Source organism: Kibdelosporangium banguiense (genome assembly GCF_017876405.1).
GTDB lineage: Bacteria > Actinomycetota > Actinomycetes > Mycobacteriales > Pseudonocardiaceae > Kibdelosporangium > Kibdelosporangium banguiense.
The window spans coordinates 6,245,953-6,260,124 of sequence record NZ_JAGINW010000001.1 but is presented as its reverse complement, the minus strand read 5'-3'; the positions used below and the strand labels follow the sequence as shown (position 1 = coordinate 6,260,124).

Annotated in this window: 14 protein-coding genes and 2 riboswitches; of the genes, 4 read left to right on the top strand and 10 right to left on the bottom strand. The window is 68.0% G+C overall.

Annotation, left to right across the window (positions count from 1 at the left end):
* The first annotated feature begins 23 nt into the window (after positions 1-23).
* Positions 24-2,141 (top strand): MMPL family transporter, encoded by a 2,118-nt coding sequence (locus tag JOF56_RS29450; RefSeq protein ID WP_209642729.1) that lies wholly within the window; start codon positions 24-26, stop codon positions 2,139-2,141.
* Between the two features lie 137 nt (positions 2,142-2,278).
* The gene (locus tag JOF56_RS29445; protein ID WP_209642728.1) at positions 2,279-3,103 is read left to right on the top strand and encodes an aldo/keto reductase; all 825 of its coding nucleotides are present in this window, start codon (positions 2,279-2,281) and stop codon (positions 3,101-3,103) included.
* Here the strand turns inward: JOF56_RS29445 and JOF56_RS29440 are convergent.
* Positions 3,100-3,705 carry a TetR/AcrR family transcriptional regulator gene (locus JOF56_RS29440; protein WP_209642727.1) on the bottom strand — a complete coding sequence of 202 codons (606 nt, stop codon included), beginning with the start codon at positions 3,703-3,705 and terminating at the stop codon, positions 3,100-3,102. The genes JOF56_RS29445 and JOF56_RS29440 overlap by 4 nt on opposite strands.
* 35 nt (positions 3,706-3,740) lie before the next feature.
* On the opposite strand from JOF56_RS29440, the gene JOF56_RS29435 reads away from it, so the two are divergent.
* A complete protein-coding gene (locus JOF56_RS29435; RefSeq protein ID WP_209642726.1) occupies positions 3,741-4,484 on the top strand; it encodes a hypothetical protein in 744 nt (247 codons plus the stop codon).
* A complete protein-coding gene (locus JOF56_RS29430; RefSeq protein ID WP_307855312.1) occupies positions 4,468-4,914 on the top strand; it encodes a DUF4231 domain-containing protein in 447 nt (148 codons plus the stop codon). The genes JOF56_RS29435 and JOF56_RS29430 overlap by 17 nt, the downstream gene beginning before the upstream one ends.
* Positions 4,915-4,947: 33 nt before the next feature.
* On the opposite strand, the gene gcvP is transcribed toward JOF56_RS29430, so the two are convergent.
* The 9 genes from gcvP to JOF56_RS29385 all read right to left on the bottom strand — a co-directional run bounded on the left by gcvP (position 4,948) and on the right by JOF56_RS29385 (position 14,150).
* A complete protein-coding gene (gcvP, locus tag JOF56_RS29425) occupies positions 4,948-7,821 on the bottom strand; it encodes an aminomethyl-transferring glycine dehydrogenase (RefSeq protein WP_209642724.1) in 2,874 nt (957 codons plus the stop codon).
* A gap of 36 nt (positions 7,822-7,857) precedes the next feature.
* Positions 7,858-7,961, bottom strand: a riboswitch (glycine riboswitch).
* A riboswitch (glycine riboswitch) is annotated at positions 7,962-8,057 on the bottom strand.
* A 54-nt stretch (positions 8,058-8,111) separates the two neighbouring features.
* Complete coding sequence (locus tag JOF56_RS29420) at positions 8,112-8,684, bottom strand: MerR family transcriptional regulator (RefSeq protein ID WP_209642723.1); 573 nt, start codon at positions 8,682-8,684, stop codon at positions 8,112-8,114.
* Positions 8,685-8,958: 274 nt separating this feature from the next.
* On the bottom strand, positions 8,959-9,432 hold the full coding sequence (locus JOF56_RS29415; RefSeq protein ID WP_037260078.1) for a bifunctional nuclease family protein: 474 nt from the start codon (positions 9,430-9,432) through the stop codon (positions 8,959-8,961).
* Positions 9,433-9,607: 175 nt separating this feature from the next.
* Positions 9,608-10,273, bottom strand: a complete 666-nt coding sequence (ftsR, locus tag JOF56_RS29410) for a transcriptional regulator FtsR (protein WP_209648558.1) — start codon at positions 10,271-10,273, stop codon at positions 9,608-9,610.
* A 32-nt stretch (positions 10,274-10,305) separates the two neighbouring features.
* The gene (gene garA / locus JOF56_RS29405) at positions 10,306-10,755 is read right to left on the bottom strand and encodes a glycogen accumulation regulator GarA (RefSeq protein ID WP_209642722.1); all 450 of its coding nucleotides are present in this window, start codon (positions 10,753-10,755) and stop codon (positions 10,306-10,308) included.
* Positions 10,756-10,877: 122 nt separating this feature from the next.
* Positions 10,878-11,261, bottom strand: a complete 384-nt coding sequence (gene gcvH / locus JOF56_RS29400) for a glycine cleavage system protein GcvH (protein ID WP_307855311.1) — start codon at positions 11,259-11,261, stop codon at positions 10,878-10,880.
* A 48-nt stretch (positions 11,262-11,309) separates the two neighbouring features.
* On the bottom strand, positions 11,310-11,894 hold the full coding sequence (gene clsA, locus JOF56_RS29395; protein WP_209642721.1) for a cardiolipin synthase ClsA: 585 nt from the start codon (positions 11,892-11,894) through the stop codon (positions 11,310-11,312).
* Between the two features lie 59 nt (positions 11,895-11,953).
* Positions 11,954-12,166, bottom strand: coding sequence for a hypothetical protein (locus JOF56_RS29390; RefSeq protein ID WP_209642720.1), 213 nt, complete (start codon positions 12,164-12,166; stop codon positions 11,954-11,956).
* A gap of 175 nt (positions 12,167-12,341) precedes the next feature.
* Entirely contained in the window at positions 12,342-14,150 is a 1,809-nt protein-coding gene (locus JOF56_RS29385; RefSeq protein ID WP_307855310.1) for an MFS transporter, read from the bottom strand.
* Positions 14,151-14,172 lie beyond the last annotated feature (22 nt).

Here is a 14,172-nt window from a genome sequence, read left to right as displayed (position 1 = left end):
GGTTGCGTGGCTATGCTGCCGCGATGGTTCTGGGGGAAAGAGCGGCTCGGGCCGTCGCGGCGGTGTGCCGGACGTGCGTCCGGTATCGATTAGTCGTGATCGGCGCGTGGGTGCTGCTGGTGCTGGCACTGGTGATGACGGCGCGAGTGATCGGCACGCCGACGGACAACGACGTGAGTCTGCCGGGTACCGACGCCCAGCTCGTGCGGGATCTGACGGCGTCTTCGGCGACACCGCTCACCTCGGGGACCGTGATCGTGGTGGCCCGGGACGGGCGGCTGGACGACGGGACCCTGGTGGCGACAGCGGCCTCCCTCTGGGGAGCCGAGCACGTGACGACGGTGAAACCACCCTCACCGCAGGAAGGGTCGCTGTCCGCGGACGGCCGCACCGGCTGGTTCACGGTGGGGCTGGACGTCCGCCGCGCGGAGCTCACCAAGGCCATGGCACACGCCGTCATCGAAGCCGCCAAGCCCGCCGCCGACGCCGGCCTGCGAGTACTTCCCGGCGGGGCGCTCGCCCAGGTCATCGACGGCTCGGGCAACACCGGCAACGAGTTCTTCGGCCTGATCCTGGCCGCCCTCGTGCTTTTCCTCGCGCTGGGCGGCCTTGTCGGTGCGGCGCTGGCGCTGCTGTCCGCGGCGCTCTCGGTGCTCGCGACGCTGGAGATCGTGGGGCTCGCCGGGAACCTGACCTCGATGCCGGCTCAGGCGTCCACCCTGGCCCTCATGGTCGGCCTCGGCGTCGGCATCGACTACTCACTGTTCCTGCTCAGCCGGTTCCGCACGTTGACACGCTCAGGCCTCACGGTGTCGCGGGCCATCCAACGCGCGGCCGCCGACTCCGGCACGGCGGTGGTCGTCGCCGGTGTGACGGTCGCGGTCGCGCTCGCGGGGCTGAGCCTGACCGAGGTGCCGCTGCTGCAGACGCTGGCCTGGACCTGCGGGATCGCGGTCCTGTTCGCCGTTCTCGCCGCGCTGACGCTGCTGCCCGCACTGACCTCGCTCGCCGGAGGGCCGCTCGCCCGCGGCGGGAGGCTCTACAACCGGCTCGCCCGCCGCACCGGCTCCGGTGGTTTCTGGGCACGCCAGGCCGACCGGGTGACTCGACGGCCCTGGCTGGCCGGCGGGTCCGCGGTCGTGCTGCTGGTCCTGCTCGCCGCACCAGCGACCGACCTGCGGCTCGGCCAACTGGACGCCGGGTCCTCGCCGGAGGCCACTGCCGTCCGTCAGGCGAACGACGCCATCTCGGCGGCATTCGGCCCCGGCGCGGGCACGCCGCTCACGGTGCTCGGCCAACTGCCGACGCCGGTCACCGGCGCCCAGGATTCCCGTGTGCCCCCGCTAGTGGCGATGGTGTGGGCCCAGCCGGGGGTGGCCGCCGTCGGGCCGACGACGCCGTCCGGGGACGGTCGGGTCGTCACGGTCCAGGTGATCGCCTCGACCTCAGGCGGTGACCCGGCGACGGCAGACCTCGTCCATCGCCTGCGCAGCCAGTCCGTGCCGGGCATGACCGTGCACGTCGGCGGCAGCACCGCCGCCCGGGTGGATCTCGCCGATCGGGTCACCGACAAGCTGCCGCTCGTCATCGGAGTCGTGCTGCTGCTGTCGGTCGCGGTCCTGCTGTTCGCCTTCCGGGCACCGCTGCTCGCCCTCAAAGCGGCCGTCATGGACTTCATCTCCATCGGGGCCGCCTACGGCGTGCTGACGGCAGTGTTCACCTGGGGATGGGGTGTGACCTGGATCGGGCTCTCCGGTCCGGTGCCCATTCCGAGCTTCGTGCCGCTCATGCTGTTCGCGCTGCTGTTCGGCCTGTCGATGGACTACGAGGTCTTCCTGCTCAGCGACGTCCAGCGGCGCTGGAAGCGGACCGGGGACAACCTGCGATCGGTCCGCGAGGGCCTGCTCGGCACCGGCCGGGTGATCACCGCGGCGGCCGCGATCATGGTCGGGGTCTTCCTCGCGTTCGTGCCCAACAACGACCCGACGATCAAGATGTTCGGCGTCGGCCTGGCAGTCGCCATCGCCGTGGACGCGACCGTCGTGCGGTGCCTGCTCGTCCCGGCCACGATGGCGATGCTCGGCAACCTCAACTGGTGGACGCCGGGCCGCAAGCGGGTGCGCACCGCCGAACCGGTCTGACGAGGCCTGTCCCGGCACTGTGCGCATGGGTGTTTGCGCAGGGCCGGGGTGTCTCGGTGGGACCGAACCGGGGATGGCGGTGGTGTACCACTACCATCCGGGGTCGTTGTGCGATGCGATCCGGAGGCTGTTCTTTGATGGGCGAGGTTCCTGCCGTTCAGTTGAACAACGGCGTGTCCATTCCGCAGGTCGGTTTCGGGGTCGCGCTCGTGCACGACACTGTCGTGGGCGAGGTGATCGAGACCGCGCTTGAGGCCGGGTACCGGAGTTTCGACACGGCTTCGATCTACGGCAACGAGAAGAGCGTGGGCGAGGCCCTCAAGCAGTCCAGTGTGCCGCGTGAAGAGCTCTTCGTGACCACGAAGCTGTGGCACAACGCGCTGGGCTACGACGCCGCGATCACCGCGTTCGACGAGAGTCTCCAGCGGCTGGGACTGGAGTACCTCGACCTGTTCCTGATCCACTGGCCGGCGCCGTCGCGCGGGGACTTCGTGCAGACGTGGAAGGCGTTCGAGAAGCTCGCGGCCGATGAGCGGGTCCGGGCGATCGGGGTGTCGAACTTCCAGATCTCGCACCTGCGCCGGCTGAGCGAGCAGACCGGCACAGTGCCGGCGATCAACCAGATCGAGCTGCACCCGAACCTGATCCAGGACAACCTGCGGGCCTACCACAGCGAGCACGGCATCGTGACCGAGGCGTGGAGCCCGCTGGCGCAGGGCAGGCTCGTCACCGACGAGAGCATCGGCCTGATGGCCGAGAAGTACGGCAAGACCCCGGCCCAGGTGATCCTGCGCTGGCACCTGGAACTGGGCAACGTCGTGATCCCCAAGTCGGTGCAGCCGGCCCGGATCCGGGAGAACATCGACGTGTTCGACTTCGAACTCGCCGAGGACGACGTGCTGGCCCTCTCGGAGATGCACAACGACTCCCGGGTCGGGCCGCACCCGGACCACTTCGGCTAGGCGCTGCCACCCAGGAGTTCACGGGCGAGCATCCGGCTCCACCACTGTTCGATCCGGTCAGGCTCCCACCCGCGTTCGGTGGTGAGCGTTGTGTAGACGTCGATGTTGCACACCGCGGCATAGACGTCGACCGACGTTTCCAGGTCATGGCGTAGGACACCAGCCGGCCACGACGAGAAGACCTGGATACGGGTCTCGTCGCCGCGTCTGCGTGCCTCCAGGTACATCGCGGCCAGTTCAGGTCCCGCGTTGCGTACGAGCAGGATGATGTCGCCCGCTCGATCGAACAGCCGCCTGTCATAGCCGGCCATTGCCGCCAGTTGCTCTCTGGGGCCGGCGGCTTCGAGTTCTTCGAGCAGCTTGGCGCCGTCGGCCGTCAGGTCGGCGGCGTCGGCCAACGCCATGGCCAGCCCGGTCTTGTTGGTGTACGCCGCGTAGACCGTCGGCACGGACACACCCGCCTCACGCGCCACGTCCCGCACGGTCGTCGCCGCCCAACCTTGTTCGACGAACAGCTTGCGTGCCGCACGCGCGATGTCCGCACGCGTCTCCTGTGCCTGCACAGTGCGCCGCAACGAGTCGTACTGACGTCGTTCGCTCATTGCCAGCAACCTCTTCCGCTGCTTATATTGAATATATGACGCGTAAACTCAATATAGTCCAGGTCGGGGGCGTCGCCGCCATCGGCTTCGCCATCATGATCGTTCTTGGCAACGCGATCGTAGTGCCGGCCGGTTTTCCCTTGACCGGCACTGAAATCGCCGAAGTCACCGCCTTCTTCACCACGAACTCAGGCCTCGTCGGCCTCGCCTCCGCGCTTGCTCCCGCTGCCTGGGTCCTGGCCACGATCTTCGGCGCGGGCGCGCTCTGCGCGCTCTGGCAGTCCGAACGCGGCTGGGCTCTCGTCGGCTTCGCCGGTCTGCTCCTGCAGAACGCCGCGTTCGCAGGCGTGATCGCGCTCCGGCTCGCCCTCACCAACAGCCCCGACGGCGCCTTGTGGGCCCTGCACGACGCACTGTTCACCCTCAACGGCACGTTCCTGGCGATCGCACTCGTGGGCCTGTCCGTCAGCGGTCTGCGGGCAGGCTTCATCCGGCCCTGGCACGGCATCCTGGGCCTGACATCGGCCGTGTTCATGTTCAGCTCGGCGACCCTCACGCCGCTGGTCATCGACCATGCAGGCCCGCTTGGCCTGCTGGGTCTGACGGGCTGGCTGATGTGGGTCGCCTGGATCGTCACGTGGGGCGTGAGGTTGGTCCGGTTGCGGCAGTCAGTAGGCTCCGGGCTCGAACCTGAGGGGGTAACGCGTGGCCTTCAAGCAACCCTTTCCCAAGACGGGGCCGGACATCGACGGCAAGGGGCTGGTGACAGCGGCGGATGAGTACGCGGTGCGGTTGCGCGCGTACTACGACTCCCGGGCGGGCTGGCACCGCGTGTACCACCGGCTGAGCGGAATCCTGATCATCCTGGTCGGTGCCGGCCTGCCGGTTCTGACGAACCTGGACTATCCGGCCAAGGCGACGGTCGTCTCGCTCGCGGGCATGGTCATCGCGGTGCTCACCGGTCTGCACGCCTTCTACCGCTGGGACCAGTCCTGGATCCTGCTGCGCAACACCGAGGCCGCCGTGACCGCGGCCTACTGGGCCTGGCGGACGAACCTGCCGAAGAACGGCACCAACAACACCGACAAGCAGACCGTCGAGCTGACCAACGCCTTCCTCGGCCAGCTCGCCCAGATCCGCGCGCAGGAAGCCAAGACCTTCTTCGAGAACGTCACCCCACCCGGGACAGCGCAGGGCACCACCCGCTGAGAAGCTCCCGCCCCAGGGACGGGAGCGACGGACTCAGCTTGTGTAGGCGTCCAAGGGCGGGCAGGAGCAGACCAGGTTACGGTCGCCCTTGGCGCCGTCGATCCGGCGGACGGGCGGCCATGCCTTGGGGCGCGACGAAACGCCGTCAGGGAACGCGGCCTCCGCGCGGGTGTACGGGTGGTCCCACTCGCCGGCGATCGAGGTGGCCGTGTGGGGGGCGTTCACCAGGGGGTTGTCGTCGGCGGGCCATTCGCCTGCGGCGACCTTGTCGATCTCGGCCTTGATGGCGATCATGGCGTCGCAGAAGCGGTCCAGTTCCGCCAGGTCCTCGCTCTCGGTCGGCTCCACCATGAGGGTGCCGGCCACCGGGAAGGACATGGTCGGGGCGTGCAGGCCGTAGTCGGCCAAGCGCTTGGCCACGTCGTCCACGGTCACGCCCGAGGACTTGGTGATCGGCCGCAGGTCGAGGATGCACTCGTGGGCAACGAATCCACCTTCGCCGGTGTACAGAACTGGGTAGTACGCGTCCAGACGGCGAGCGACGTAGTTCGCGGCGGCCACGGCGGTCAAAGTCGCGTCGCGCAGGCCCGTGGCGCCCATCATCCGGACATAGGCCCAGGAAATGGGCAGGATGGACGCGCTGCCCCACGGTGCGGCGCTGATCGGGCCGACGCCGGTCTTGGGGCCCGCGAGGGGCTGCAGCGGGTGGTTGGGCAGGAAGGGCGCGAGGTGCTCACGGACGCCGATCGGGCCGACGCCGGGACCGCCACCGCCGTGCGGGATGCAGAAGGTCTTGTGCAGGTTCAGGTGGGACACGTCCGAGCCGAACCGGCCGTACTGCGCCAGGCCGATCAGCGCGTTGAGGTTCGCGCCGTCCACGTACACTTGGCCGCCCGCGTCGTGCACCAGGGAGCAGACCTCGCGGACGGTGTCCTCGTACACGCCGTGCGTGGACGGGTACGTGATCATGATGGCGGCGAGGTCGTCCTTGTGGACCGCCACCTCGGACCGCAGGTGGTCCATGTCGATGTTGCCCTTGTCGTCACAGCGGACCACCGACACGCGCATACCCGCCATCACGGCGGAAGCCGCGTTGGTGCCGTGGGCACTGGCGGGGATGAGGCAGATGTCTCGGGCGCTCTCGCCACGGTCGCGGTGGTACGCACGGATCGCCAGCAGGCCGGCGAACTCGCCCTGGCTTCCTGCGTTGGGCTGCAACGACACCGAGTGGTAGCCGGTGATCTGGGCCAGCCAGTTCTCCAGGTCGGAGATGATCTCCAGCAGGCCGGCCGCGTCCTCGGCGGGCGCGAACGGGTGCAGGCCGGAGAACTCGGGCCAGGTGATCGGCTCCATCTCGGCCGTCGCGTTCAGCTTCATGGTGCACGAGCCCAGCGGGATCATACTGCGATCGAGCGCGATGTCCTTGTCCGACAACGCCCGCAGGTAGCGCAGCAGCGACGTCTCCGAGTGGTGCGTGTGAAAGACCGGGTGCGTCAGGTAATCCGAAGTACGCAGCAGGCCCTCAGGAATGATGTCCGACATGGACGCTGTGGACGAATCCACGGCATCAACATCAGCCGCCACACCAAAGGCTTCCCACACAAGGGAAAGGTGCGCACGGGTCGTGGTCTCGTCGCACGAGATCGCGACGTGGTCAGCATCCACAAGCCACAGGTTGACATCCTTCGAGCGGGCCGCGCGGACGACGTCCGACGCCCGCCCTGGGACCCGGACTCGTACGGTGTCGAAGAACTGCGAGTGCACCACCTCGACCCCGCCGGACCGCAGGCCGGCAGCCAGCACAGCCGCCATGCGGTGCGCGCGCAACGCGATCGACTTCAGCCCCGACGGGCCGTGGTACACCGCGTACATCGAGGCCACGACAGCGAGCAGGACCTGGGCGGTGCAGATGTTGCTGGTCGCCTTCTCCCGGCGAATGTGCTGCTCACGCGTCTGCAGCGCGAGCCGGTACGCCATCGCGCCGTCCGCGTCGGTACTCACGCCGACCAACCGGCCGGGCAACTGACGCTCAAGTCCCTTGCGCACAGCCATGTACCCGGCGTGCGGCCCGCCGAAGCCCATCGGCACACCGAACCGCTGGGTCGTGCCGACCACGACGTCCGCGCCGATCTCGCCCGGCGGTCGCAGCAGGGTCAGCGAGAGCAGGTCCGCGGCTACGACAACCTGCGTACCGCGGGAATGCGCCTCGGAGATCAACTCCGAGTGGTCACGGACGACGCCGCTGCCACCCGGGTACGACAGCAGAACGCCGAAGAAGTCGCCCTCGGGCAGACCTGAGGTCAGGTCCGCGACCACGACCTCGATGCCCAGCGGCTCCGCGCGGGTCTCGATCACGGCGATGGTCTGCGGGAACGTGTCGGCGTCGATCAGGAAACGCGACGACTTCGACTTACCGCCACGGCGCACGAGCGTCATCGCCTCAGCCGCGGCTGTCGACTCGTCCAACATCGAAGCGTTCGCCACGGGTACGCCGGTCAGGTCGGCGACCATGGTCTGGAAGTTCAGCAGCGCCTCGAGCCTGCCCTGCGAGATCTCCGGTTGGTACGGCGTGTACGCGGTGTACCAGGCCGGGCTCTCCAGCACGTTGCGCAGGATCACCGGCGGGGTAAGGGTTGCGTAGTAGCCGAGGCCGATCATCTGGGTGACCGGGCGGTTACGGGCAGCCAGTGCCCGCAGCTCGGCCAGGGCCTCGGCCTCGGTGGCCGCCGGCGCCAGGTTCATCACGAGGTCGTCGTCCCGGATCGAGTCCGGGACCGCCCGCTCTGCCAGCTCGTCCAGCGACCGCACGCCCACGACGTCCAGGATCCGGCTCAGTTCGCCGGCCCGTGGCCCGATGTGCCGCTCGGCGAACGGAGTGCCGTGCTCAAGGTCCTTCAGGGATGTCATCGGTCCTCCGGCTGGGTTCAGGCGTGCTCAAGCAGGCCCTCCCCCTCTGTCCATACCCATCACACGGGCGCCTGAGAGGTTCACCCGCTCACGCGGGCTTTCACCGTCGGCGGGGCTTGAAAACCCACTTTCCAGAGGCGTCTCCTCGCGCGGTCCTGGATGCCTGAGAGGTTCCGGGGAGGAATTGCTCCTTCGGCGCCAGCACGAACGGGCCTGGACTCTCCCGCACGAGATCAGCGACTACCCGAGAAGGATAGCGTGAAGCCGATCAGCCGTGGTCCAACTGTGAGTCATCCGGCGTTGCGAGCGCGGCGCCTGGCCGACAGTTCGTCGTCATGCGGAATCAGCTCGGCGCCGTCGGCCCGTTCGGCCGGGAACTCGTGGATGGTGCCGCTGATCTCCCGCATCGCACCGCTGACCGCGATGCCGAACACGCCCTGGCCGCCCTGCAGCAGATCCACGACCTCCTCCGGCGAGGAGCACTCGTAGACGGTCGTGCCGTCACTGAACAGGGTGATCTTCGCGAGGTCCCGGACGCCGCGGCGGCGCAGATGGTCGACCGCGACCCGGATGTTCTGCAGTGAGACACCGGTGTCCAGCAGCCGCTTGACCACCTTCAACACGAGAATGTCCTTGAACGAGTACAGGCGCTGGCTACCCGAGCCGTGGGCCGTGCGGATCGACGGTGCCACCAACCCCGTGCGCGCCCAGTAATCGAGCTGACGGTAAGTTATCCCCGCGATCTGACACGCGGCCGGACCACGGTAGCCGACCAGCTCGTCCGGCAGTGAAGCGTCCGGGAACAGTTCGCCCTGTTCACCGGCGTCCACGCCGGCGAGCGGACTGTCAGGCCGTTGCTCCATCACGCTGCCTCCCATCGTCCCCGGCGCCCCACCCCAGGACAGGAAACCGCCGGTCATGAGCATTCGACGGCGGTGCCTCTGGTGGTCACACCGTCGTCATGCGCTCTTCTCTGAAGGTAGGACGGGCGGGCAGCGTGGTCAACGCGACGCGCGGGGAGCGCCGAAGGTCCGGAAGTGGTTCACGACACTCACATGTTTGAACCATGACAGAGCGGGAACAGCCGGCAACGCAGTTGGTCCGTTCGGGGCCGGCGGACACCTGAAAGAAGCAAGCTCAGGTGTCCGCACCCCTAAAATCCTCGGGGGATACCGAATCCAGGAACTCGCGGAACTTCTCGACTTCGTCTTCCTGCTCGTCCGGGATGATCAGCCCGGCCTCGGCGAGCACCGAGTCCTCCGCGTGGATCGGAACACCTATTCGCAGTGCCAGCGCGACCGAGTCGCTCGGCCGGGCCGAGACCCGGATGTCCCCGTCGAACACGAGCTCGGCGAAGAAGGTGCCCTCGCGCAGATCGGTGATCCGCACCTGTTCCAGTTCGCGTCCGAGAGCCGCGATCACATCCTTGAGCAGATCGTGGGTCAGCGGCCGGGCCGGCCGGACACCCTGCTGCTCCAACGCGATCGCAGTCGCCTCGACCGAGCCGATCCAGATCGGCAGGTAGCGTTCGCCCTCAGTCTCGCGCAGCAACAAGATCGGCTGGTTTGCGGGCAGTTCGACCCGCACGCCAACGACGCGCATCTCGCTCATCGGCCATCGCCTCCCTCAGCACGCTCAACCGCGACGACCCCCGCTGGGTTTGAGGATCGCGCATCGTCACCTTCGACGCTACCCGCCATCCGGGCCTCACGCTTGACTTCCCAGGCTTGCATATCGATCACGATGTGACCTCGGCGCACCCCGGACTAGCTCGGATAACACCGGATTAACGACCGGAAACACCACGAAGTCCGGCGTTGACCAAAAGTGTGTGCAGGGCAACAGAAAGCGACGCCAGCTCGCGAACCGCCTCGTCGGCGCGGGCCCGCGCCTGGCCGTCCTGCTGGCGGTACATCGGTGTGACGATCTGTTCGATCAGCCCGACTTCCCGGTCCGCGGAAGTACGGAAGGCACGCAGATGCCGGGGCTGGATCCCGAACCGCGCCATGGCTTTGACCACCAGGGCGAGCTCCGCGTCGGCACTCTCGTAGAAACCCGCCGGACCCGGCTTGATCAGCCCGAACTCCTCCAGCTGGGTGAGCACGGCCGGCTCGAGCCCGGTGGCTTCGAGCAGGTCCTCCCGCGTCAGCCGCCGCCCGGCAGTTACCTCAGGAACCTCGGCGACCTCGGGTACGACTGCACGCGGACCGGGAGCATCACCCCGGTCCGCGGCGGCCAACTGCTGTTTGATGACCTTCAGTGGCAGATACTGGTCACGCTGTGCCCGCAGGACCACCCGCAGCCGCTCGACATCCGCCGGCGCGAACTGACGGTAGCCCGACGGGGTACGGCTGGGCTGGACCAGACCCTCCGCCTCCAAGAACCTGATCTTGGAAATGGTCACGTCCGGAAACTCGGCCGTCAGCTCGCCGAGCACCGCCCCGATGCTCATCCCGTCCGGCAGCGGCCTTCCGGCCGACGCCGTCACTGCCCCCCTGGACCGGTCAGGAACACCAGTCGGAACTTGCCGATCTGCACCTCGTCGCCGCCCGCCAGCACGGCCTGGTCGACCGGCTCACGGTTGACGTAGGTGCCGTTGAGGCTGCCCACATCGATCACCACGAAATCCCGGCCCTCCCGCCGGAACTCCGCGTGCCGCCGGGAAACGGTGACATCGTCGAGAAAGATGTCGCTGTCCGGGTGGCGGCCGGCACTGGTGGTGTCGCGGTCCAGCAAGAACCTGGAGCCCGCGTTCGGGCCACGCTTCACCACGAGAAGAGCCGAACCCGCGGGCAGCGCGTCGATCCCGGCGACCTGCGGCTCCGGCTGAGGCGCCTGCTGGCCCTCCACATCGGCCAGGAAGTCCGCCCGGAATACGGAGGTCCGCTCCGGAGACTGCTCCGGCGGAACGCCGGGTCCGTCGTTCGTGCTCACCTGAGCTCTCCTCCTGCTACTGGATTCGCTTGTTCGGCCAAACGTACCGTGCGGCCCCGGCGACGAAGCGGCTGGTCCCCCTGATCCAGCACGCCGGCGGCGGAACCACTCCAAGATCCTTCTCATGCCTGATCGGTCAGCGCACGGTAACCCGCCGCGTCGAGCAACTCGCCGAGCGCCGCTTCGTCAGTGATCTTGAGCTCGAACATCCAGCCCTCGCCGAACGGATCGGAGTTGATCAGCTCCGGCGTATCGGTCAGCCCGTCGTTGACCGCGGTGACCTCGCCTGCGACCGGCGCGTAGATCTCCGACACGCTCTTGGTGGACTCGACCTCGCCCACCGGGTCCTTGGCGGCCACCACGGCACCCACCTCAGGCAGCTGGACGAACACCACGTCACCCAGCTGGTCCTGGGCGAAGTCGGTGATCCCGATCCGGACCGTGCCCCCGTCCCGGCTGGCGATCCACTCGTGGTCAGGCGTGTACTTCAAGTCTTCCGGCGTCACGTCCCCGTCTCCTCTTCGCGCTCACCGCTGCCTGTGTCGGCCTGCAGCTTAGAGTGGCCGGGCCCGCCTGATCGCGGTGACCGCCTGGAAAACGTAGATCAAGCCCGACCAGAGGTAGAGCACGACGCCCCAAGCGGTGAACGCGTAGGCGATCGGCCTGACCACAGCGGCCAGCGAAGTGTCCAACTGGGCGAGCAACAGGAACGGGAAGGCGTACAGCAGGACGAAGGTCGCACCCTTGCCGAGATAGAGCACCTCAGGCGGGCCGAACCCTGCCCGGCGCAGCAACGGCAGGCAGACCAGCACGGCCAGGTCCCGGCCGATCAGCAGCAGCACCACCCACAGCGGCACGATGTCGCGCACCACGAACGCGATCATCGCGGCGAGGGTGTAGAGCCGGTCGGCCAGCGGGTCGAGCATCGCGCCGAAGCGGCTCATCTGGTTGAGCCAGCGGGCGATCTTGCCGTCCAGCCAGTCGGTGATCCCGCTGACCACGAAGACGACGATCGCCCAGCCGTCCTCCTGGGGGCCCAGCAGCAACCAGAGGAACAGCGGCACCCCGGCCAGCCGCAGAACGCTCAGCGCGTTCGGGATCGTCCACAGCCGGTCACCCTCAGCCACAAGCCCCTCCATCTCCCCTTCGTACCCCGCGTGGGCCTGACCGGCTCACGCGGGGTTGACCAGGGAGAAGGCTAGCTGGCGCGGGTGAGCGTCCAGCCCCGGCTCTGCAGTTCGGCGTTGGTCAGCTCCTGAGGGCGGCCGCGGTCGTCGCAGCCCACCCAGCGGGACCTGGCAAGGCCCGTCTCGAGTACGTATGCGTGCCCTCGGCTCCACACAACGCTGCAGGGGGCCGTGGGCAATTTGTGCGGTTTCGCACTGGTCTCGGGATCTGCCTCGTCAGTCATGTCCCCCACCTCCGTAAGGGGTGTCGGGCCACGGAGCCGCTCCGTTAGCCGCTGTTAGATCATGCGGCACGGTTCACCTTGCTCTTGACACCCACGAGGTGTATGGCGCCGATCGGCGCCGTCCGGGCGCCGATCGGTCAAAGATCATTTAGGCGGAACGATCGGCGCCGGAGCGTCAGCCGCCACTCACCGGGCGCCCAGCGGTCACACCTTTATCAGCCCGGCTCATACCGACCAGGTCAGCGGGGATTGTGCCCGCTTCGCCCGAGTTGGCCGCGAGTTGCTCGCCGACGCTCTCACCAGCCGGGCGGCCGCTGCCGGCCAGCCACGAGGCGATCGCGGCGATGACGCAAGCGGCGATCGCGAACCAGAACGCCACGTGCAGGCCGTCGGCGAACGGTTCGGTGATCAGGCTCGGGAAGAAGCTCCGGCCGGTCAGGAAGTCCGCCTGGCCGGGCGGCAGCTGGCCGACGACCGGACCCAGCAGGTGCTGGATCGGGTTGTAGCCGAGGAAGGCCGCGAACAGCACGGCCACCGCAGGCAACTGGGCGACCTGGTTGGCGTCGGCCACGGGCACGCCGTGCGCCGCCAGGCCCGTGCTCATGGCGCCTGGCAGGGTCGTGGACAGCCCGGCGATGATCAGGCTGAAGAAGATGCCGATGGACAGCACCATCGCCGCGTTCTGGAACGTGGCGGTCATCCCGGCCCCGGCGCCGCGGGCGTTGCCGGGCAGGCTGCTCATCACCGCGGCCCGGTTGGGCGAGGAGAACATGCCCATCCCGATGCCGTTGATCACCAGCAGGACGGCGAACACCACGTAGTCGAAGTTCACCGGCAGGATCGTGAGCGCCAGGAACGTCCCGGCGGTGATCACCATCCCGCCGGTGGCCAGGCCACGGGCCCCGATCCGGTCGGACAGCACGCCACTCAGCGGCGCGGCGAGCAGGAAGCCCACAGTCATCGGGACCATGTAGATCCCGGCCCACAGCGGCGTCTCCTCGAACGAGTAGCCGTGCTGCGGCAGCCAGATCCCCTGCAACCAGATGATCAGGATGAACTGCAGCCCGCCGCGGCCGAGCGAGGCCATCAGGTTGGCGACGTTGCCCCAGGTGAAAGCCTTGATCTTGAACAGGCTCAGGTCGAACAGCGGGTTGGCCGACCGGCGCTCGATCGCCACGAACCACGCCAGCACCAGCACACCGCCGGCCAGCGCCCCGATCACCCAGGGGTTGGTCCACCCCATCGACAGGCCGTCATACGGCTGGATGCCGTAGGTGATGGCGACGAGGATCGCGATCAACCCGACCGCGAAGGTGATGTTGCCGCCCCAGTCCATCTTCGCCGCCTGGCGTTCACCGGTGTCGTGCAGCTTGAGGTACGCCCACACCGTGCCGATCACGCCGAACGGCACCGAGACCAGAAAGATCCAGTGCCAGTTGACCGGCGCCAGCACACCACCGATGACCAGGCCGAGAAACGAGCCCGCGATCGCGGCGACACCGTTGATGCCCAGCGCCATCCCGCGCTGGTTGGCCGGGAACGCGTCGGTCAGGATCGCACTGGAGTTGGCCATCAGGAACGCGCCACCGACACCCTGCACGATCCGCCACCCGATCAGCCACAGCGCGGCCGCGTCCCCGCTCATCCACGTGACCGCGAGCATGATCGACGAGACCGTGAAGATCAGGAAGCCGAGGTTGTACATCCGCGCCCGGCCGTACATGTCCCCCAGTCGTCCGAACGTCACCACCAGCACAGCCGTGACGACCAGGAACCCCATCATCAGCCAGAGCAGATAACTGGTGTTGCCCGCGTTGAGCGGGTCCACCCCGATGCCCTTGAAGATGTCCGGCATCGCGATCAGCACGATCGAGGAGTTGATCGTCGCGATCAGCAGCCCGAGGGTGGTGTTCGACAGCGCCAGCCACTTGTAGTGCGGTCCCAGCTCACTGAGCGTCTTCTGACCTGCACCCCGCCTAGCCACGGCGAACCTCCCAAGAAACGTA

Excerpts from the sequence above, each read along its gene's own strand:
- JOF56_RS29450 (WP_209642729.1), top strand. The coding sequence starts at position 24 with ATGGTTCTGGGGGAAAGAGCGGCTCGGGCCGTCGCGGCGGTGTGCCGG.
- JOF56_RS29445 (WP_209642728.1), top strand. The coding sequence starts at position 2,279 with ATGGGCGAGGTTCCTGCCGTTCAGTTGAACAACGGCGTGTCCATTCCG.
- JOF56_RS29440 (WP_209642727.1), bottom strand. The coding sequence starts at position 3,705 with ATGAGCGAACGACGTCAGTACGACTCGTTGCGGCGCACTGTGCAGGCA.
- JOF56_RS29435 (WP_209642726.1), top strand. The coding sequence starts at position 3,741 with ATGACGCGTAAACTCAATATAGTCCAGGTCGGGGGCGTCGCCGCCATC.
- gcvP (WP_209642724.1), bottom strand. The coding sequence starts at position 7,821 with ATGACATCCCTGAAGGACCTTGAGCACGGCACTCCGTTCGCCGAGCGG.
- JOF56_RS29420 (WP_209642723.1), bottom strand. The coding sequence starts at position 8,684 with ATGGAGCAACGGCCTGACAGTCCGCTCGCCGGCGTGGACGCCGGTGAA.
- JOF56_RS29415 (WP_037260078.1), bottom strand. The coding sequence starts at position 9,432 with ATGAGCGAGATGCGCGTCGTTGGCGTGCGGGTCGAACTGCCCGCAAAC.
- ftsR (WP_209648558.1), bottom strand. The coding sequence starts at position 10,273 with ATGAGCATCGGGGCGGTGCTCGGCGAGCTGACGGCCGAGTTTCCGGAC.
- clsA (WP_209642721.1), bottom strand. The coding sequence starts at position 11,894 with ATGGAGGGGCTTGTGGCTGAGGGTGACCGGCTGTGGACGATCCCGAAC.
- JOF56_RS29390 (WP_209642720.1), bottom strand. The coding sequence starts at position 12,166 with ATGACTGACGAGGCAGATCCCGAGACCAGTGCGAAACCGCACAAATTG.